This window comes from Wolbachia endosymbiont (group B) of Limnophora tigrina (genome assembly GCF_964263235.1).
Lineage (GTDB): Bacteria > Pseudomonadota > Alphaproteobacteria > Rickettsiales > Anaplasmataceae > Wolbachia.
In genome coordinates this window covers 88,920-111,260 of sequence record NZ_OZ181655.1, presented here as the reverse complement: position 1 = coordinate 111,260, position 22,341 = coordinate 88,920, and the positions used below count along the sequence as shown (strand labels likewise).

At 35.1% G+C, this 22,341-nt stretch carries 13 protein-coding genes and 1 pseudogene; 1 reads left to right on the top strand and 13 read right to left on the bottom strand.

Annotation, left to right across the window (positions count from 1 at the left end):
* Nucleotides 1–3 precede the first annotated feature (3 nt).
* The 4 genes from ACE38O_RS00495 to ACE38O_RS00480 form a co-directional block, all read right to left on the bottom strand.
* Nucleotides 4–9,567, bottom strand: coding sequence for an ankyrin repeat domain-containing protein (locus ACE38O_RS00495; protein ID WP_374698695.1), 9,564 nt, complete (start codon nucleotides 9,565–9,567; stop codon nucleotides 4–6).
* 318 nt (nucleotides 9,568–9,885) lie between these two features.
* Entirely contained in the window at nucleotides 9,886–10,293 is a 408-nt protein-coding gene (locus ACE38O_RS00490) for a helix-turn-helix domain-containing protein (protein ID WP_374698694.1), read from the bottom strand.
* A gap of 34 nt (nucleotides 10,294–10,327) precedes the next feature.
* On the bottom strand, nucleotides 10,328–10,666 hold the full coding sequence (locus ACE38O_RS00485) for a helix-turn-helix domain-containing protein (RefSeq protein ID WP_374698693.1): 339 nt from the start codon (nucleotides 10,664–10,666) through the stop codon (nucleotides 10,328–10,330).
* Nucleotides 10,667–10,702: 36 nt separating this feature from the next.
* Nucleotides 10,703–11,626, bottom strand: a complete 924-nt coding sequence (locus ACE38O_RS00480; protein WP_374699104.1) for a hypothetical protein — start codon at nucleotides 11,624–11,626, stop codon at nucleotides 10,703–10,705.
* A gap of 198 nt (nucleotides 11,627–11,824) precedes the next feature.
* On the opposite strand from ACE38O_RS00480, the gene ACE38O_RS00475 reads away from it, so the two are divergent.
* On the top strand, nucleotides 11,825–12,898 hold the full coding sequence (locus tag ACE38O_RS00475; RefSeq protein ID WP_374698692.1) for a hypothetical protein: 1,074 nt from the start codon (nucleotides 11,825–11,827) through the stop codon (nucleotides 12,896–12,898).
* Between the two features lie 180 nt (nucleotides 12,899–13,078).
* Here the strand turns inward: ACE38O_RS00475 and ACE38O_RS00470 are convergent, their stop codons facing one another.
* From ACE38O_RS00470 to ACE38O_RS00430, 9 genes and pseudogenes are all read right to left on the bottom strand, one after another.
* A complete protein-coding gene (locus ACE38O_RS00470) occupies nucleotides 13,079–13,441 on the bottom strand; it encodes a helix-turn-helix domain-containing protein (protein ID WP_374698691.1) in 363 nt (120 codons plus the stop codon).
* A gap of 22 nt (nucleotides 13,442–13,463) precedes the next feature.
* Nucleotides 13,464–13,793 (bottom strand): helix-turn-helix domain-containing protein, encoded by a 330-nt coding sequence (locus ACE38O_RS00465; protein WP_006012370.1) that lies wholly within the window; start codon nucleotides 13,791–13,793, stop codon nucleotides 13,464–13,466.
* 102 nt (nucleotides 13,794–13,895) lie between these two features.
* Nucleotides 13,896–14,555 carry a RadC family protein gene (locus ACE38O_RS00460; RefSeq protein WP_374698690.1) on the bottom strand — a complete coding sequence of 220 codons (660 nt, stop codon included), beginning with the start codon at nucleotides 14,553–14,555 and terminating at the stop codon, nucleotides 13,896–13,898.
* A gap of 224 nt (nucleotides 14,556–14,779) precedes the next feature.
* Nucleotides 14,780–15,921: pseudogene (locus ACE38O_RS00455) on the bottom strand (IS4 family transposase).
* A gap of 243 nt (nucleotides 15,922–16,164) precedes the next feature.
* Nucleotides 16,165–17,328, bottom strand: coding sequence for a 1-deoxy-D-xylulose-5-phosphate reductoisomerase (gene dxr / locus ACE38O_RS00450; RefSeq protein ID WP_374698689.1), 1,164 nt, complete (start codon nucleotides 17,326–17,328; stop codon nucleotides 16,165–16,167).
* A gap of 73 nt (nucleotides 17,329–17,401) precedes the next feature.
* Nucleotides 17,402–17,899: a hypothetical protein gene (locus ACE38O_RS00445; RefSeq protein WP_374698688.1), complete on the bottom strand. Its 498-nt coding sequence runs from the start codon at nucleotides 17,897–17,899 to the stop codon at nucleotides 17,402–17,404.
* A 233-nt stretch (nucleotides 17,900–18,132) separates the two neighbouring features.
* Nucleotides 18,133–20,499: a hypothetical protein gene (locus ACE38O_RS00440; protein WP_374698687.1), complete on the bottom strand. Its 2,367-nt coding sequence runs from the start codon at nucleotides 20,497–20,499 to the stop codon at nucleotides 18,133–18,135.
* A gap of 107 nt (nucleotides 20,500–20,606) precedes the next feature.
* The gene (locus tag ACE38O_RS00435) at nucleotides 20,607–21,308 is read right to left on the bottom strand and encodes an ABC transporter ATP-binding protein (RefSeq protein ID WP_374698686.1); all 702 of its coding nucleotides are present in this window, start codon (nucleotides 21,306–21,308) and stop codon (nucleotides 20,607–20,609) included.
* Complete coding sequence (locus ACE38O_RS00430; RefSeq protein WP_374698685.1) at nucleotides 21,301–22,083, bottom strand: MlaE family ABC transporter permease; 783 nt, start codon at nucleotides 22,081–22,083, stop codon at nucleotides 21,301–21,303. Before ACE38O_RS00430 ends, ACE38O_RS00435 begins: the two co-directional genes overlap by 8 nt.
* Nucleotides 22,084–22,341 lie beyond the last annotated feature (258 nt).

The window sequence follows — 22,341 nt, the reverse complement described above, 5'->3', positions numbered from 1 at the left end:
CTGCTATTTTAATAATGAGTAGCAGGTCTCTTTGCTTTTTTCATTTGTGATACCTTTTTCTATAAGAACACTTTGTATAGAGGTAGGTACTTGGATGCTAGCTTGGGTTTGCAGATCAGCACTATTTAATATTCGGTCTTTCTTACCATTATAGGCTTTTTTAAATCTATCGATTTGCTTTTGACTTAAATTTTCTGAAAATGCTCTGTCTATATACGAATCCAAAAGACTAGGGATTGCATTATAGTCACCGCCTGTAATTTTTGCTGTGATAGTTTTTTGCACTTCTAAAAAATCAATTCTTAATGATTTGCATGCTATACCACTACTACGAGCTGTTTGCTTCACTACTGACTCTAGCTCTTTCACTATATGTAAAGCACAGCCTATTATCTCCTCTTCTGATAAAGTATTACTTTCATAAGCTCTGTTTATGTTACATTTATTTCCATTGAACCAGCTGTATAATAAGTAACAAAGCATAATATCTGCATTACTGATATTCTCAAGTTTTTCTTGAATAATAGGCACAGCTGATTTACAGCTGGCCACCTTATTCGGTAAAAATGGCTGTCCAGTCCAACCTTTTACCCAAGAAACCCAGCTACCTATCAGCGAAGAATGCCTGCTGCTTGCCCCACTACTTTGAAACTGACCTGCAGTAGCAAAAAGATGGCGTCTATACCTGATATTAGCAACATGCTCTTTTTCTTCTAGAGCTTGTCTTAGGTATTCTACTACACTTACATGGTTTGCAGAAATAGCTACATCAAGTGGTTTTTCATGATCAATACTGAGAAAATCAATATTTGCCTCTTTCTCCTCCACAAGAAATTTTACGGTTTCTAAATGACCATTACTAGCAGCAAAGTGGAGAGGCGTCCAATTATCTGCACCTACAGCATTAACACTTATTCCTTTATCAAGGAAAAATTTTACAATGTCTTTATGTCCATTCTCAGCAGCAACATGTAGAGGCATTTTACTACTCAGATCAACAGCATTAAAATTTGCTCCTTTCTCTTCTACTAAAAACCTTACAGTTTCCAGATGACCACGTCTTGCAGCATAATGCAGCGGTGTCCAATTGTCCTGACCTAAATCATTAACATTCATTCCTTGGTTTATTAAAAGTTCTATAACTCTTTGGTACCCACGTTCAGCAGCAATATGTAAAGGTTTTGCGTTATCAGCATCTACAGCATTAAAATTTGCTCCCTCAGCTAAAAGTGATTGGACAAAATCCAAATTACCAGAATGGGCAGCATAATGCAGTGGCGTCCACATTAAATTAGTATCTGGATCATTAATACTTAGCCCCTGCTGTACGAAAAACAGTACAATATTCTTATGTGCATTGCTAGCTGCAGAGTGTATAGGTTTTTTTCCATCGTTGCTTACAGCTCTAATATCTGCACCTTCTTCAACTAGAGATTTAGTAGCCCTCAAGCGACCATGAAGGGCAGCATAATGCAAAGGTGTTAATTGCTGATAATCAGCATCATTAACATTTAATTCTTTTTGTATAAAAAACTCCACAATATCTTTGTGTCCATGCTGGGCAGCAATATGTAAAGGCCCAGCACCGTAAGCATCTTTATTATTGATGATGTTTCTATCTTGACGAACAAGAAACCTAATAACCTCTAAAAGTTTATCATCATCAATGTGTTTATTATTCCTGCCTTTAGCAGCATAATATAAAGGTGTCCAATTGTCTTTGCCTTTGTCATCAACACTTAGCTGCTTTTGCACAACAAAAAATTCTACTATATCCTTATGACCATACTGAGCAGAATAATGCAAAGGTTTTGCATTACTAGAATCCTGAGCATTGACATTCGCTCCTCTACTTACAAGAAGTTTAACCACCTCTAAACTACCACCCTTGGCAGCATAATGTAGTGGTATTTGATTATTCTGATCTTGATAGTTAACATTTAATCCTCTACTAAGAAAAAACTCAATGGCGTTTTTATGTCCATGTTCAGCAGCAATATGTAAAGGACTCACACCGTTAATATCAAAAGCGATAATATTTGCTCCTCTACCAGCAAGAAATTCAATAACGTTTAAGTTGCCACTTTTAGCAGCATAGTGCATCAATGTTTTACTACTTTTATCTTGGTCACTAACACTTAATTGCTTTTCTACAGTAAAGAACTCTACAATATCTTTATGACCGTACTCAGCAGCAATGTGTAAAGGCTTTAAATTGTTAGAATCCTTGGCATTGATATCTGCTCCTCTACTGATGAGGAACTTTATAACTTCTAAGTTACCACTCTTGGCAGCATAGTGTAATGGCGTCCACTTATTCTTATCTAAATCATTGACACTTAATCCCCTATTGAGGAAAAACTCTACGATATCTTTATGTCCATACTCAGCAGCAATATGCAAAGGTTTTGCTCCGCTTATCGTTTGATCATGAATATTTGATCTAAAGTTAATAAGTAGTTTCACAACTTCTAAGTTACCACTCTTAGCAGCTTCATGGAGCGGGGTAAGGTAATCTTTATTATTTTTAGCATTAGTATAAGCCTTTTTTCTAAGAAGAAACCTGACAATCTCTAAATCACCACCTTGAGCAGCTTTGTGCAATGGTGTTAAGTCGTTATCATCTCTAGAGTTAACATCTGCACCTATATTAAAATAGTGTTCAACCTTTCTAAAATCTTTCTGACTTATCGCATCAAATAATCCTGCGTTTGAAAGAGCTTTTATGACTTCTAGGTGGCGCTTTTCTGTAGCAAGTTGTAACGGTGTCTTGCCATGAAAATCTTGAACATTAATATCCGCCTCTCTTTCTATAAGCAACTTCACAACCTCTGAGTGACCAGAATCAGCAGCATAATGGAGTGGTGTCCAGCTATTCCAACCAGAAGCATTAATATTTGATCCGCTGTTAAGCAAAAATTCCACTACGCCTTTATGGCCATATTGAGCAGCAATATGTACAGGTTTTATGTAATGAGACCCAGCATTAACATTTGCCCCTTCTTCTACTAAAAGTTTTATGAGTTTTATGTGGTTTCTATAAGCGGCATAATGCAGTGGTGTCCAGTTATTGTGACTAGAATAATTAACATCAGCTCCTTCTTTAAGATAACCTCTAACTCTTTGTATGTCATTCCTTCCTATAGAATGAAACATAGCCTCATTTAACAGTAATTCAGTAATTTCTCCATTCTCTTTTTCTTTAGCAAGTTGTAATGGTGTTTTACCGTTTGAATCCCTTGCGCTGGTGTCTGCTCTCTTTTCTATTAGTAACTTTACAAGCTCAAAATAACCTTCCTCTGCAGCATAATGTAATGGCGTTTTATTATTTTTGCCTGGTTCACTAGAACTTACTCCATGTTCAAGCAAGAACTCAACAACATTTTTGTATCCATTTTTGGTAGCAACATGTAACGGGCTTTCACCACTAATGCTTTTCATGTTTAGGTTCGCTCCTTTACTTTGTAAAAACCTTATCATTGATAAGTCGCCATTTTCTGCTGCAATATGCAACATTCCCCATCCCCACCTGTTAGTCACATCAACATCAGCTCCATTAGTAAGATATTCACTAATTTTATCACGATCTCCCTGCTTAACGGCATTAAATAACACCTTATCTTGTAACAATTTAATAATCTCAGGGTCAGTTGCAAGTTGCAATGGCGTATTTTCTTCAGAATCTTGAATATTGATATCTGCGCCTTCCTCTATCAAAAATTCTACAACTGCTAAATGGCTTTTCTCAGCTGCTTGATGCAAAGCTGTTTTTCCACTTGCACCTTTGTCATCGATACTCAACCCTTCTCTGTTTTTCCTTAGGAAAAACTCCATCACATTTGTATGACCATATTGAGCAGCAACATGCAATGGCTTATTTCTGTTAGTATCCTTAAGGTTGATATCCGCGTCCTCTTCTACCAGAAATTCTACTACTGCCAAGCGTCCATGTCTAGCAGCATAATGTAATGGTGTCCAATTATTCCTACCACGACTGTCAACACCCTCACTTTTCTCTTTCCCTACTATCAAAAATGCTACTACGTCCTCGTATCCATTCCTAGCAGCATAATGCAAAGGCTTTGCATTATAAGACTTAGCATCAACATTTGCTCCTTGCGCCTTTAGAAGCCTAACAATTTCAATGTAACCTTTGCTAGCGGCATCATGCAGCAATGTCCAGTCATTTTCGTCTTTGTAGTTAGGGTCTGCTCCTTCAGCAAGATACTGTTCAACTTTACTTAACTCTCCTTGTTTCACAGCATTAAATAATGCTTTATTACGCAATAATCTTGCTGCTTCCTGATGGTTTTTACCGCTTGCTAGTTGCAGAGGTATTTTGTTGTCAGTACTTTTAGCATCAATATCTGCTCCTTTTTCTATTAGAAACTTTACAACTTCTGGATACCCTTTGTCAGCAGCGTAGTGTAGCATAGTCCAATCACTATTACCTTTATCGTTAATGCTTAGCTCATCCCCGTGCCACCCGAGGAAAAATTCTATAATACTTCTATGCCCGTTATCTGCAGCAATATGTAAAGGCTTATTTCCGTTAGAATCTTGAGCATTAATATTTGCCCTCTTTGTTATCAGAAGTTCTACAATTGCCAAACCACCTCTGCTTGCAGCATAGTGAAGCGGTGTCCATCCATTTCTATTTGCATCATTAACACTAAGGCCAGCTCTTTCCTCTTTCAGAAAGAATTCTACCACGTCTCTACGACCGTAATCAGCAGCAATATGCAAAGGCTTGTTGCCATTTTGATCTCTAGTATTAATGTTCGCCTCTCTTGATATTAGAGCCTGAGCAACTCTTAGATGTCCTCTACTTGCAGCTTCATGTAATACTGTCCATCCATTCTTATCTGAATAATTAACGTTAGCTCCATTATCAAGGTATCTTTCTACATCATTTAAATTTCCCTGCTTTACAGCATGTAATAATGTTTTATTTTGTAATAACCTTTTAATTGGCCCTTCATTAGCTAGTTGCAGAGGTGTTAGATTATCATAGTCAATTGCATTAATATCTGCACCATTCTCTATGAGAAACTCTGCAACTTCAGGGTGGTTATACTTGGCAGCATAATGAAGCGGTGTCCAATTATTTTTGCCCCTATCATTAATGTTGGCATCTGCTTCATTCACACCATTTTTTCTACTGAGAAAATATCTTACAACATCTAAAGAGCCTTTCTCGGCAGCAATATGCAAAGGTTTATCTCCATCTCTACTTTTAGCATTAATATTCGCTCCCTTCTCTTCCACTAAAGACCTGATCAATGGCAAATTATTTCTCACAGAAGCAGCGTGTAAAAGCCCCCATCCCCATCTGTTAGTAGAGTTTACATTAGCTCCATCTCTGAAAGAGTCTTGTACTCTAACTAAATTTCCTTCTTTCACAGCATCAAAAAGTGCTTTATTTAACAATAACTCCTTGACTCCTTCATCCTGGGCAAGTTGTAGAGGTGTTTTGCCACCAGAGTTTTCTGCATTGATATTTGCACCTCTTGTTATCAAAAGCTCCACAACTTCCGACCTGCCCTGCTCAGCGGCATAATGGAGTGGTGTCCAGCTATCTTTACCTAAATCGTTAACACTGAGCTTTTTATCAAGAAAAAACTTTACTATATCCGTATGTCCATTCTTTGCAGCAAGATGCATAGGTTTATCCCCATCAGCATCTTTAAGATTAATATCTGCACCTTTTTCTCCTACTAAATATCGAACAACTTCAAAGTGATTGCTCTCAGCAGCATAGTGTAGTGGTGTTTTATTATCTTTACCTTTATCATTAACTTTACCGTTGAGTAGAAGCTTCACAATGTTTATGTGGCCATATTGTGAAGCAATATGCAAAGGTTTGTCCCCATCAGAATTTTCAGCATCAATGCTTGCTCCTCTTTCTACTAGAAGCGAAACTATTAGCAAATGACCTTTTTCAGCTGCACGATGCAACAACGTCCAATCATTACCGCTCAGAGAGTTAGGATCAGCTCCATTGTCAAGATATCTTTGAACTTGAGCATATTCTCCTTGTTCTACAGCATCAAATAATGCCTCATTTTGTAATGACCTGACAATTTCCTGGTTACCAGTTATAAGCTCTAAAGGTGCTTTACCTTGGGCATTCTGGATAGTAATATCTGCACCTTCTTTGACAAGAAAATTTACAATTTGTGAATAGTTGTTTGCACTAGCATAATGAAGTGGTGTCCAATCGTCTTTGCCTCTATCATTAACATCCATGCTTCGTTCATTAATAAAGAACCTTACAATTGGCTGATGGCCATTCTTAACAGCAATATGTAAAGGCTTATCGTTTTCGACATTTTCAGCATTAATGTCTGCTTGATTGTCTATTAAAAATGTTACAACTCCTAAATTTCCACCTTTAGATGCGTGATGTAGAGGAGTCCACTTATTTACATCAGCTGCATTTACATTAGCTCCATGCTCAATTAAAGGTTCAACTATATTTAAATAGCCATGCTGCGCAGCATAGTGAAGCGAAGTTCCGTTACTTTGATCCCTATAGTCAACCTCAACTCTTGTGCCGTTAACTTCCTTATTAAGATAATTTGTCACCTCCAACGCCTTATTTTGTTTTACAGCACCAGACAACCCTTCATTTAGTAAGAATTGAATTACTTCAGGCTCGCTTGCCAGATCTACTGGTAATTTCCCTTGAGAATTATGAGCATTAATATTCGCTCCTTTCCTTATAAGAAACTTTACAATCTCAATATGACCTTCTTTAGAAGCATGATGCAAAGCTGTCCAATTATTTCTATCTTTGCTATCAATAGTAGCTTCTTTTTCTTCAATCAAATACTGTACAACATTAAGGCTATTGCTTGCAGCAGCATAATGCAGGGGCGTCCACTTATTTTCCCCTTGTTCATTAACACTTAATCCTTGTTGATCGATAAAAAATTCTACAATATCTTTGTGCCCATTTTTTGCAGCAATGTGCAAAGGTTTTTCTCTACTATCTGTTCTTGCATTTACATTTGCTTTTTTTTCTACCAGAAATTCTGCTGCTTTTGTATAACCATTGCGAGCAGCATAATGGAGTGGTGTCCAGTTATTTAGATCTGAATAGTCAATATCAATCTCATTTGCAAAAAGACCTTTAATCCTATTAATATCATCACCCAGGTTATCTCCTTTTACAGCATTGAATAACTCTCTACTCCGCAATAACTTTGCCACCTCCTTGTGACTATCTCCTTTTTCAACAGCAAGTTGCAATGGTGTTTCTCCACTTAAACCCGTAGCATCAATATTTGCTCCTTTTTCTATAAGAAATTTTACTACCGGTAATCGATTTTCATAAACGGCATAGTGAAGCGGTGTCCAGTCATTTTTTCCTACTTCATTAATACTTGCTTGTTTACTCAAAAAAAGCTCTACCACGTCATCTTTGCCATAAGCAGCAGCAATATGTAAAGGTGTATTTCCGTCAGAATCTTCAGCGTTAACAACATTGGGGTCTTTATTGATAAGTTCTGTTGCTAGCGTTTTATATCCTAAGCTAGCAGCGTAATGTAACGGCTGCCATCCATTTTTCTCGTATGAATAATTAAGATTTTGAATATATTTTCTGACCTTTGATACATCATTTTTCCTTATAGCATCAATCAACGCCTTGCCCTGCAACATTACTTTAACTTCTTGCCGATTACTTTCACCTTGGGAAAGCTGTTGAGCAAGCTCAAGTGGAGTTATACTATCAGAATTTTCAGCATAAATATCTGCTTCTTTTTTTATAAAAAACTTTACTAAATCGCTGCTATCTCTGTTAACAGCATGATGTAGCGGTGTCCAATTATCCTTTCCTTGATCATTAATATCTACTCCCTTCTCTTCAATGAAGAATTTTACAACTTTTGTATGCGCATGGCTGGATGCAATATGTAAGGGTTTATCTCCATCATTAGTTGTAGCATTAATGTTTGCTCCTCTTTCCACTAGTAGCCTCACCAGCTCTTGAGCTTCTGTTTTTTTATTAGCAGCATAGTGTAACGGGGCCCAGCCGTTATTATCTTCACGATTAATTTCAGCTCCTTCCTCAAGGCATTTTTTGATCTTGTTAATATTTCCTTCTTCTATTGAATTAAGCAATGCTCTACTCAACAATAACTGTGTTGTTGCTTGATGGTCTTTTTCTTTAGCTAATTGTAACGGTGTTTTGTTGCCAGAATTTATAGCGTCAATATTTGCTCCCTTTTCAAGAAGAAGCTCTACAATATTTTTATGACCTTGATCAGCAGCAATATGTAAAGGCGTATTTCTCTCATGGTCTTTATCATTAATAACGCTTAAATCCTCTGCTATGAGCACTTCTGCTGAAGCTTTATAACCTAAACTTGCAGCATAGTGTAATGGAGTCCACTTATTACTTTCATATAGATAGCTAACTTTAGCTTCCCTTTGAATAAGATTTTCAACTTCTGTAATATCATTCTGCTTTACAGCATCAATTAATGCCTTACCCAGCAATATTTCTTTTACTTCTTTATAATTCTTGTCTTTTATAAGTTCAAATGGAGTTTCATTGCCATAATTTTTAGCATTGATATTTGCTTCCTTTTTCTCTACTAAGTACCTAACGACATCAATACAATTACTTTCAGCAGCATAATGAAGTGGCGTCCACTTATTTTCCCCTTGTTCATTAACACTTAATCCTTGTTGATCGATAAAAAATTCTACAATATCTTTGTGCCCATTTCTTGCAGCAATGTGTAAAGGCTTATTATTATCAGAATTTCTAGAATTAATGTCTGCATTTTTATCTACTAAAAACCTTACAAATTCCAAATCATCTACTGTTCTATTAGAAGCATGATGTAAGGCTGTCCAACCATTCTGATCTTTATAACTAATACTTGCACCATTCCCAAGAGACTCCTCTACTTTTTCACGATTGCCTTTATTTCCAGCATCAAGCAGTGCTTTATTTTGTTGTAACTTTTCCTTTTCTGATTCTTTACTCTTCAAAAAGCCCGTAATAGCTTGATACCCTTTTCCTTCAGCAAGCTGCAATGATGTTTTACCATCAGGATTTTTCTTGCTAATATCTGCTCCATTTTCTACGAGAAATGCCATAACTGAGTACTTACCTTCTTCAGAAGCGTAATGCAATGGTGTCCAAGCACCATTAGCTAGAGCATCAATCGTTGCGTTCTTTCCTACTAAAAACTTTACCACCTCAAGTTCACCTTTTTTAGCGGCATAGTGAAGTGGTGTCAGGTTATCTTGTCCTGAATCATCAACATCCATTCCCTTTTGGTTAACAAAGAACTCTACAATACTTCTGTGGCCATACTCAGCAGCAATGTGTAAAGGCTTATTGCGATTTGGAGTTGTAACATTAAAATTAGCGCCCTTACTTAGTAAAAACATTATGGCTTCCAGATTGCCATACTGAGCAGCATAGTGCAGTAAATTCCATCCATCTGCGTCAGAACGCTCAACAACAGTTGGATTGACGCTTATAAGCTCTTGAACTTTTTGGTTATCATTATTTGCTATAACTTGTCTTACACTCTCAAACTCCATTCAACCCTCTCTAAAATTGACAGAATCCTCACCGAAAAGCCCTTTACATTAATAGGTTATATATAAATATTTTACAGTGCAATATTTATTTTAAAAATGCAAGTTTTGGATTAAAGGAAAACAAAAAAGACCGAAAAGTAGAGTAAACTCAATAATTACAAAAAACAGTCTGCTGGAATAAAGTAATTTTCTGCGCGAAACAGCGCTATCCATATTAAAGAATTAAAAAAATGGGATTGCTGTCTTTACTATAGTAAAAGTACAAATAACTGATTAGGTGGCTTGAGGAAAGAATGCTGAAACAATACCTTAACTTCTCTAAATTTGCTCTGAGGTTGATGTGCATTTAACATCCCCTTTGAAGCCTGTGTTAGCAAGAGCTTTAATCACTAAATGAACAATATCACGCAATGTTGCATCTTTAATTTTCTTATATTCTCTCACTAGTCTTGATATTTCTTCGCTGCCCACATCGCTACGGAAGGCATTATCATGCAAGTCTTCAGGGGCTTTGGTAAAAAAATATGACATATCAACAGACAGTGCTTCTGCCAATTTATATAACCTATCAACTATAAGTCTAACTTCTCCAGTTTCATATCCTTGTATGTGCTGAAATGAAATTCCGAGCTTTTTTCCCAAATCTCTTTGACTAAAACCACACATTAACCTTCGCTTTCTTATTCTTTCACCTATTTGTTTATCAATAGGATGTTGTGTATCCATTTGTTAATGTCTTAATTCATATATACAAACAATACTAACTTTCATTGTAACTTTGAGAAAAAGATTTTACTAACATATAAACTACACTACGTAACCTTTTGCTCTTAATTTCATTATATCCTTTGACTAACTTTAACACCTCTTCATCGTAAGCTTCATGTGAGTCAGCGTGTATACTAGTAAAAAAATTAGCAATATCTGTCGATAGGGCTTTTGCTAAGTCATATAGTCTACTGGCTAAAATGTAATTTGAACCATTCTCGTACCTTTGTATCTGCCTGTACGAAACGCCTATTCTCTTTCCCAATTCGGTCTGTGTCAAAGCACGGTCTAGCCTTAATTGTTTTATTTTTTTACCTAACTGCACTTTCATTCCTTACTCAAATTTACAACAAATTTTATGAAAAAGCTAGCAAAGTAACTGCTTTAATAATTTCTGCCTCTTGCTAATTAAATCGTTTGGCCTTATATATTTTTTCTCAATCTCCCTCATCTCTTTTTCTCGTTCTGCAATGCTATTTCGCATTACTTCAGCCGAATATCTGCTTTTACCACTTGCAAACTCTGATCTTAATCTTCTAACCTTGTATTCGAGCTCAGCAAATCTTTCGTGTTGCTCAAGAAGTTCTATCATATGACTAATTTCAGAGTTTAGCTTTTTTTCCTCAACATCTCTTACAATAAAAGAAAGTAGAAGCTTATCTATTTGGTAATCAATATTTGGTTGAGCAGCAAATAGATCAATTATGGCTTTTACGTCAGTAGGATTTGTAACTAGTAAGTTAAAATTACTACATAAAAAACTATAGAACTTTATCGTCTTCTCAAGATAATTTTTCATATCTTGTGATAATTGCAATTCTTTGTGAATTCCTGACAGCAATATTTTCAATTCTTCCAAGTATTTCGTGTCAAAATTACTTACTTCTGTAGGTGAAAGGATCATTAGCAGCTTTTTTACAAGCTCAACATCATTTAACTTTACTGCATTATAAAGAGCTTTTTCTTTATCTTCTTTTAAATCATAAAGCTCTGATGAGTTATCTATGCTGAATAGATATTCAGTATTTCCTTGAGGAGAGTAGATTAAAATGTCCACTTCTCTTAGCGGGTGATCATCATTAAACTTTTCTAGTAACTGCTTATCGGTAGTTTCCTCTATTGCTACAACTGCTTTGCTTACCTCTTTCAACTTTGCAATATCATCTCTTGAGTTTTCAAGTATATCTTTAGCCTTGTCTAGCAGCTGCTCATATAGAACTATTTTTTCTTCATCATCAAGTAGATGACAATGCTTTTTCAGCTTTTCAGTAGAGTAAGATAGGATATCCATTTTTTTCAATTTTACGATTACGATACCCCATTTTTGTTGAAACTGAAATAATTTTTATAGGATGTGTTTTTCTAGTGTAAATGCCCGTAAAGCTTGTTATTATAATATATAGTAAATCAATAAGTCGTATAATATTAACAATTAAATAATATTTATCACGATATGATCGAATAGTAATGAAATTAAGTGAGGGTTACAATGAAAAAGATAAAAAGTAAAAAATTATCTAGTAAAATGTTAAAAGCGGTAGAGCAAATAGCAAAAGAAGGGTTATTACCTAATTTTATAAAAGCTGCTCCAACAGCGAATAAAAAGATTAGTAAATTATCTGTCTTAACATATCCTGAGGAGCTCAATCCATTTCGATCAGCTTTATCCAAGATAAGGCTAAGTGAATATGAAAATATGAAACTAAATGAATTCTTGGAAAAAGCTATTGCATCTGAAAATATAGACAAATTAAGTAAAATCGTCGATGAAGCTTTGGATTTAGGAATAAGAATCAATGCTGCCAATGAAGATGGCTTTAGTTTCGCTAACGTTACAATGTTTAAGATGCATCGTGATGAATTCAAAGGAAATAAACAAGAAGATATAATCAGAAAGTTAGCCTTACATGGAGCAGATTTTAATGTACAAGTTGATAATAAAATAACTGAAAAAGTGCAAAAAGAAATTGAGCCGCAAATATATAGTAGGCTCAAAAAACTTAGGGAAGTTGGAGAGAATGCTGCTATAGAAGGAACTATTGAAAATGTAGAAATTGATAATAAGACCTTCTATATGGAATTTTCACATAGCTGCATAGTTGATGTTGCCAAAGTTGTAGAAGGTGCAAAAAATTTGGGCTTAAGTAAAGGAGACTTAAACCTTGGTGGCAATATTATAAAAATAGGTGATGGTGAAGTTGAAGTCAAAACTGGGAAAGGCGGTGAAAGAGACTACGTGGATATATCGGATAACAGTGCTTTTGCAGTCACATTTTATACTAGCATAGGAGAGCTAAATTTAATGGTATATCATGACACAGCAGACTATCATCAAGTACAAATTGAGGTAGAAGATGAAGAAATGTGGAACGAGTTGCAAGAAATAGGAGAAATCGTAGGAAAGGGTTGTTTATTTGGTGGAATGTCTGTTAAAGAAGCAGTAGAAAAAGGCAGTTTTACTAGATGTGGAAGGTGGGGCGACCAAAATTCTAAAAGTAGTGAGACCTTTTCTTGGGTGAATAAATTAAAAGACAACAAAACGACATCCGTAGGACGTTCTTGATTGGAGACAAGTGGCTATGTTTCACATAGCTACTTGTATATCAGAAATAAATGGTTAACTATTACAAAGTAAAGTGGTTTTTAAAACTTGATCCAATTTACCATAAATAATTTACTTTAATTAGTATTGCTTGTAGAAGTGTTTTATATTATAAAAAATACCTGAACTTTAAAATTTGTACTATTTGTTAGCAATAGCCTTTATCACTAAATGCACAATATCACGCAATGTTTCATCTTTAATTTTTCTATATTCTCTTACTAATCTTGATATTTCTTCGCTGCCCACATCGCTACGGAAGGCCTTATCATGCAAGTCTTCAGAGGCTTTGGTAAAAAAATATGACATATCAACGTACAAAGCTTCTGCCAAATTATACAATCTATCAACTACAAGCCTTACCTCTCCAGTTTCATATCCTTGTATATGCTGAAATGAAATTCCAAGCTTTTTTCCTAAGTCCCTTTGGCTAAAACCACATATTAGCCTTCTTTTTCTTATTCTTTCAGCTATTTGCTTATCGATAGGATGTTGTATGGTCATTTTACATATCAGGTAATATTAGCTATGTATTATCACTTTGAGAAAAAGATTTTACCAATATATAAACTACACTACGTAACCTTTTGCTCTTAATTTCGTTATATCCTTTGACTAGTTTTAGTATTTCTTCATCGTAACTTTCATGTGAGTCGGCGTGCATATCAGTAAAAAAATCAGCAACATTAATCGATAGGGCTTTTGCTAAGTCATACAGTCTACTGGCTAAAATACAATTTGAACCATTTTCGTACCTTTGTATCTGTCTATATGAAACACCTATTCTTTTTCCTAATTCAGTTTGTGTCAAGCCACAGTATAACCTAAGTTCCTTTATTTTTTTGCCTAATTCCACCTTTCATTACTAATTTTAGCTGTTCAAGCTTATATTGAATTTTTTAATTTATGAAGTGAAAAAAAGAAGGAAAGTTGGAGAACTTTCCTTCCGGTCTACAGATTACAATAAACCACTATCATAAAAACTAAAGTGGCTCTTCTGTGTTACGATTATATGGTCTATCAATTTCATTCCTACATTTTCGCAGGTTGCAGCTAATGTAAGTGTGTTATCCTCATCCTCTTTTGATGGTTCTATATCTCCACTTGGATGATTATGTGAAATTGCAACAGATGCTGCATCAATCAGTAATCCCTGTTTTATTATTTCCCTCATATACAGAGGTACTCTGTCTATAGTTCCACAGTCTTGAATATACTCATATATTAAATGACCACTTCGATCTAAGTATACCACTCGTAAGCTTTCCTTTCGTGACTGCCCTATTGCTGCTTTAAAGTATTTTAGTAGCTCTTCTCTATTATCAAGAATTGACAATTTTTTTAACTTACCTTTCAGTATCCTATCAAAAATCTCTTTCAGACAAAAGATATTTGCTATTGCTCCATCATTCATTCCTGTAACGTTTTTTAGCTCATGAAAATCAGCATTAATTACCCTTCCTAAACTACTAAAGAGCTCAATTAGCCTTTTTGCCACTTCTCTTCCTTCTGCATATTCAGATAGAGTACGTTCCAGTAGCTCATGGTCAAGTAAAGACCTGCCTCTACTTGATAGAATGCGAGTTTCTAACTTCTCTTTTCTCTCACTATTATTCATAAAAACCTCCAAGATCAACATTATATACAAATTCAGCGCCAGCTTTCTGACGCAGTAGTTCTCGAGGAATAACCCTTTTGAACTCTAAATTTGCAATGTTGTCCTTGTTGCTTGGGCACTGGGATGACACCCTACTTAACCGTCATACCGCGATTCATTCGCGGTATCTCATCCGCTAACACGTAGCAACTGTTCTCCCAATGGCGTCAACTTAAGAGCCTCCATTAGCAAACTCTCCTAAAGACATGATGGCGTTTGGGCTTATCTACCTTGTTGCGGCTGTCCTGTTAACTTTAGCACGTATACTTAAAAAGGGCTTGAAAATCTTTTGGCGCAATAAGTACTTGATAGAGTTTCTGCCTCATTACACCAAATAAAACTGAAAAATTTAAACGATACTCAGTAATTTGGTCTGGGAAGGCCCTTGAGCATCACACATGTGAAGCGATAATATATTACACATAACTAAGTTTGCCCAAAATTCTTGTAATATAGCCTCTAAATTTATTCCAGAAAAATTCTCTAATTCTGCACCTATTTTGAGTCGTTTATAGCACTCCTCTATATGCCACCTTAATACATAAGCTTTGCTGATATCTTCCAAAGTCTCGGTCAAAAAGTGAAGTCCTCTGTTTCCCCATTGGCTAACGTAAGCGCTATAACTCTTACTTTTTGTCCTTTCATTTTATTTTCTAGCTTTTTGTTTTCTAGTATAAAATCAAAATCTAATTCTCCAGCGTTCCCATAGCTTGCTATAATTTCTTTTTTGCAAGCGAAAAATAAAATCTACTTTCAAATCATAATGCTGCTGAATGAATTTTACTGAAGACGATCATAGATAAATAATTTGATTTAATGAACGCATTTGATTCGGGCAATTGCTCTTCCGCCAACGTTTGTTCGCCTATATTCCAAGCCGCAAGACGAGCACTGCAAATCAGCGAAGTACATAAATCAACAAACAAATTGCCAATGGTGCCTGTTGTTCCATTTGGTTTAAAACGGCCAAACTCGGATACAATTTCTTCAGAGCTCGGTAATCGAATACCAGAACCATCTGCTGCAATAAGCCTATAGCCTCTCCAGCTCAGGCTCATCTTGATAGGCTGTTTGGATGCTTAAATTCTTGAAAACCTGTATTTATATTTTGCTTTAGAAAAAGCTTGCTTTGAGGGTGGAGTTTTACATGTCAACGGCTCCATAAGTTCACATTCTATTTCCAAACTTTTTTTAACTAACTATAGAAAATACTGTCGAAAAAGGAAGTTTTCTTGTTCGTGTAAAACTCAACACAATGGATTTTCTGAAAAGTTTTCGAATATATTGCATTTTTAATTTGTAAGATAAGATCTTTTCCTTTTTGCATTCCTCACCTAAAAATGACACATTTTAAACTTTTTTGTTGAAATAAAATTGAAACAAAAGTGCTTTCTCTTGTAGTATTTTACTCCTTAACATCCCTTAAGTTGACGCCATTGCCTGAACGGATAAAATTATTCAACCATATTTTTGAAGATAGCTAGTTTCTGTATTTATTTTAAATTGAAGAAAGCTCAAATGAAAGATCGTGTTTTGCTAAAATCACAGAATGCAGTCTGGTTACATTACTCTAGCTATACGCAACAACTTTACTTTCAACAATTTTATTAGCAATAATACGACTTTCACAATCAATATTTATTATATCAGATAGTGAATTAATATCAGTGTAACTATCAAAACTTTCCATTGTTGATTCCACTACCTCTACTATTTTTAAAAAGCCAATTCGTGACTTCAAAAATTCATTAACAGCTATTTCATTTGCAGTATTGAGCACAATACTGTTCGTTTGTGGAGCAGAAGAGTTTAACACTGCCATGCTAAGCTTTAGCGCAGGAAAACGCTTATGGTCTGGTTCTTGAAAGGTCAATTTTCCTTGCTTTGTTAAATCTAATTTACGATTTAAAGCTGATCTTTCCGGCCAAGACAAAGCATATGAAATAGGAATTGCCATGTCAGTTTCTGCAAGCACAGCAAAGTTGAACCCATCCTTATAAGTTACAATTCCATGTACTATTGACTCAGGATGCACTATTGCTTCAATTTTATCCGGGCTGATGTTAAACAAGTTATGTGCTTCTATTATCTCTAGTGCCTTATTCATCATTGTTGCACTATCAACTGAGATTTTCCTTCCCATATTCCAAGTGGGGTGACTAAGCGCCTGATCTACCGTGACATTTCTTAATTGCTCAGAACTATAGTTTAAGAATGGTCCACCAGAAACAGTAAGTATGATCTTTTCTACGCATTTGTCGTCATTTTGCAAAACTTGAAAAATTGCGTTGTGTTCAGAGTCGATAGGGATTATTTGTACGTTTTTTTCTTTAGCTTTTTTGAGTAATAACTTTCCACCGCAAACAATGCTTTCTTTGTTTGCTAGTGCAATGACTTTAGTACCGCTTTCTATGATGTGCACAACTGGTTCAAGGCCTGCAATGCCAATTATTGCAACAACTGAGAGATCAACAGGTATGGTAGCAATATTTGTAGCGCCAATTGCTATTTTTACATCTGTACCAAGTAGGTTTTCTCTTAAATCTTTGTAAAACCTTTCATCGGAGATAGCAACGTATTTTGCATTCAGCAGTTTTGCTTGGTGTGCCAGTAGAGCAAAGTCTGAATGGGCACTTAGTGCTTCCACTTGGTATTCTTCTTTTCTCCTTGAGAGCAAATCTACAGTCTTTTTTCCAACACTTCCTGTTGATCCTAAAACTGAAACCTTTTTCACTAAGACAAACTCACAACAATAGCAACTTTTCTTATTAGGTCTTCTCGCATACTATTCAGCAGTTTTTAAGCGTTTAACCAAGTTCATGTCCGTGGTCATCGCCAACAGATGGTGAAGGACCAGGTGAAAAAGATTGACCATGGTGATCACCTGCATCATGCATGTCTTGCAAACCATCAGCATTATGAGCCATTTCATTATTGGCATGAGGGTAATCATCTGAGTGAGGTCCCTCATCACCATGAGCCATATCCATTCCTTCTGATGGCATATCTTCCCCACCTCCACCTGAAAAATGTTCTGCAAGGCTTTCAAGAAATTTTATGCCAAACATATTACCTGATTTTCCAAACAGTGTTACTAAACTACTGCCACTTACCAAACCTTCAAACACGTTACTATAAGCAGCAATTGCTCCTTCATGAAAGTTGAACAACCATTTCATTCCATCCACGACTGTTGAAACAGAGTCACTATGACCAAGACCAAAACCACTTTTCTCACCAGCGGCTTCTTGGTGTTGCTGCTGCGCTTGCCATTCTGCAATATTTGGACCTTGAGCTTCACTCATAAATTTTTACTCTCAACCTTAAGCTATTATTTTATCACAAATATTGCAAAATATCAATAGAGCTTTTGAATATAGCTAATACAAACAATTTCTGTCATCCTATATATAGCTAAACTGACTTACGACAATTTGAAAAACTATCATTTTCCAGATGACAGATTTTAACAAAAGCGTTGTGGTAAAGCATCAAGGCGCCGAATGCCAAAAGTTTTAAAATAAATCCCTAAACCTGCCTAGCAGCTTATTTGTTCATTTAATGAGCTTTTAATTATATTTGTCTTACACAAACCAAGGAGAGTTGATGGTGTTACTTCTAAAATATCGCTTACAGGGATATCTTTAGATGTATCATAAATTGTTTGTATCATGTCTTTTTTGAGACTTATCCTCTCCGCAATTGTGTTTACAATATGAATACCGTCCTCTATCAATTTTGCTAGTAAAGATAGATCATCTGAATTTGTTATTCCTTTTTTTCTTAAAAATTCTTCTATCTCCTCAGTTTCTGGTATTGCTGATAAGTCTTTTATTGTTAAATCTTGAATTTTTGCTAAAGATTCTGGTGTAATTTGCTGATACTTCTGTGCCACAAAAAGCTCTGTAAACTTGATTTTCAATATTTTTTCCCATCGTTCTTTTAGAGTGGTATGCAGTTTCGTTTGAGAATTGAATGAAAAAACGATATCTATTATTTGTAATCTAAATGTGTTACTTATATCTGAAAACAGGGTTCCTTCAAAAATAAGTAAGTGAGAAAGATAGCGGTTCATTTTATCTCTTACTTTTGAGATAAATCTGCCATCAGCTAAGTGCTCAAGTTTAGTATCTTTTATAATGGGAAATACAAATTCATACCTGGTTTCCATAGCTTCTTTGAGGAAGAACCGGAACAGATTAACACTTCCAGAAAAAACTCTTTCTGTTTGCTGATTATTATGTATTCCATTTAATAGAGCATAAGATTGTGTACACACACAAAACTCAACATCTATGGAACGTGGACGACGAAATGCATAAAAAAGCTTGTCCTCTATATCCATATCATCAAACATACTATTTTCTTGCAATATCCATAGCAAGTTAATGCGATTCAATATTTCTCTCACTTTATTGCCATCAAACCTCTTACCTGAAAGCATTTGTAGTACTTCACCCCGAGAATTGAATAATTTACTATTTAAGAGCGCATTAGTTGCATCAGGGTCTTTTTCGAAAGCAACTATTAGATTATCTAAAATATTTTTATTTTTACTTTTATCATCCAAGCAATCAAAGAATGCTAAAACTTCGTCAACATTTGCACAGTTTTCATATAGCTTAGTACTGAAAATGTTCTTAAGAACCTCAGTAGGAATGTCCATTAGCTTACAAAATAACCTGTTATTTGCCAAAAATGGGTGTAACTTTTCTATTAAAAATGATGCAGATACGTGACTGTCATAAATCTCTTTGCATCCTAAGAAACCAATACGACTACGGAAGAATTCTGATTCATCAGGCGGAAAAGTATCTTTGAGGTCATCAATATGTTTTAAATTATCAATCACATTTTTATTTTCCAACATTGAAGCGAAGCTATAAAACTCTTCTTCACTCATCTTTCTGTGCAAAAAATCTTTGATCGCTCCAAACAGACTGGACTGATAACTGAAATCAGAAGGTAGGGCTTCAACTAAATCTTTCTTTAAAAGTAATCTTCTAAGATTATCTTGAATTATTCTTTTTTTGTGGTACCCATCATATCTATCATATGAGCAACAAAGGATTACTGGTATATATTTAGTTATTTGCACAGCAAGCATCTTTTTATCTCTAAAGGCATCAGACATATTCTTCACTAAATCATGGTTGTCAAATAAGTCTACGAAGTTAGATAAGTGTGAGGCATGTGCATATCTTGGATCCCTCCCTAGTAAAAATCCATCTAACTTAAACAGTGTTTTAAGTAATTCTATATCGATAGCATTAACTAATCTAGCAAGCCTTTCATGTGTGTTATAGATTTCATGTATATGATATCTGCCATACCCCTCTTTCTGAATTAAAGGTTTTGAGTTACTTAGGCCTAAATAATCGAATATGATTTTTGATTTCTCTTTGTCATGAATCTTAGTAGTGACACTTGCTATAAGCCTTGAGTGTCCTACGCAGCAAGAGATAACTTCCCTTATACTAAAATCACCATTCTTGAGAAGCTCTGTTAAAAGTTCTTTGTTACTATCTTTTACCTCAAGAAAATTTTCAAGGTCTGCTGTATATAGACCGTCACCGGAGAACTGGGTAATAGATAAGCTAAAAACTCTACTAAATTTAATTCCTTCCTTAATCCACAAAGACAAAAAGAACTCAGGAAAAAGTGTAATTTTCGCAACTGCCAACAAGGTGCTAATCGATAAATGTAACACCAAAACTGTTATTACACATGGCAAACACAGCACTACCAATGGAGCAACAATAATGTACTTTAATGCTATATTTATGTTTTTTGTCTCCCAGATAGCAATAATCAAGAAGAATGGAGCTGCTGCTATAAAGAGCAGTGCTGTCAGTGGCAGCATTATAGATTGATATAAACGTTTTCTTATGAGCTTTACCGCCATTATAGTTTCGTAATTACTACTTCAATTAAACATACTTTAAGAATCGAGCTTTGTCAATTTTTATGTTAAACTGTTTAGTACTCACAATCTCGTTTGTGAACCTATAGCTATATATAACGAATGAATTTTTTTATATATTCGTTATTAGTATTTTGTATTTCCTGAACAGTTCCATGGGAAATGATCTCCCCTTCATATAACACTGCTATTTTATCAGCTATTTTAAATGCGCTATGAATATCATGTGTAATCGTGATAATTGTAGTGTTAAGATCTTTAGATAATTTTATTATTATCTCGTTTACTATATCTGACATAATTGGGTCCAATCCTGAAGTTGGCTCATCTAATATGATGATTTCTGGATTGTGTGCAATCGCCCTTGCAAGTGCTACTCTTTTTTTCATTCCACCTGATAGCTCTATTGGAAACATATCTGCTATGCTTTCCTCCAGTCCAACATCATTTAACTTCTCGATTGCTAGCTGTTTTGCCTCCTTTTTGCTGATATTAAAGCGCTTTTTATAATTAAAAGATATATTTTCCCACACTGTAACGTAGTCAAATAAAGCGGAATTTTGAAATAAAACCCCAAATTTATTTTTGCTTTTACTATTTATTTTAACAGACCCTGAGTCTGGAGCAAGCAAGCCGATAATTGTTTTTGTTAGTACAGATTTGCCGCTTCCTGAGCCGCCAAGTATGACTAATGATTCCCCTTTTAATATATCAAAATTTAGATCTTTTAGTACTGTCCTATCATCAAAAGATAAGCTTAAGTTCAATATTGATATTACGGAGTTACGCATGTATCAAAGTAATCATGTAGTTTGCTAAAATGATCAGTATGGACGATAAAACAACAGTTGATGTTGTAGCAACACCTACTCCTCGTGCACCTTCTTTGCAATGGTAACCGTAATAGCAACTTGAGACAGAAATTATGGCGCCAAAAGCAATTGCTTTTATTAGCCCAACAATAAAATCGTACATATTAAAGAATTGAGCTGTGTATTTAATGTATATATTTAGATTGTGGTTAAATTCGAAGACTGCAGTGATACATCCTCCAAATATTCCTATTAAATCTGCACATACTGTAAGTATGGGAAATACTATGATTGACGCTAAAATCCTTGGTGCAATTAAATATTTGAAAGGGTTGATGTTCAAAGTTGTAAGGGCATCTATTTGCTCGGTGATGCGCATTGTACCAATTTCTGCTGCAATTGATGATCCAACCTTTCCTACCATTATTAAGCTGATCAAAACTGGTCCTAACTCTTTAATAATAGTGATCGTAACAAGTTTGGGTATTATCTGCTCTTGGTTAATTAATGAGTCACTCAAGCTGCTTTGTAAAACTATTGCCGCTCCTATGAAAACTCCAGTGAGCCCAACAATTGGCAGAGAGAAAAAGCCTATCTCTATAATTTGTCTTGCTACGTTGCTAAAATAATATGGCGGCACAAAGCAGTGGTATAGAGATTGAATAAAAAATATGAATGCACTACCAAGCCTTAACAAAAAATTGATAAAGTACCTACCAATTATTCTAACACTATTTATATCAAAAAAGCTCACTTTGTATTCATTTTAGCTAGAGTTACTGATTTTATTAAAATTTTTATTAACTTTATCGCAAAGTATAGCTGAGATATGTTTTAAGTTCAATATACTTGATGTTTTAATTTAAAGCTCATATAGCTAACCCAAGAAAGGTTTCCCTACGTCATACCGCCGCGGCGCTAACGAGTAGCGGAATGACGGTTGTCGGTAAACCTAAGTCACTTTAGCTATAAAACCCATAAGACTCAATTACATAAGCAAACCTTACTTATT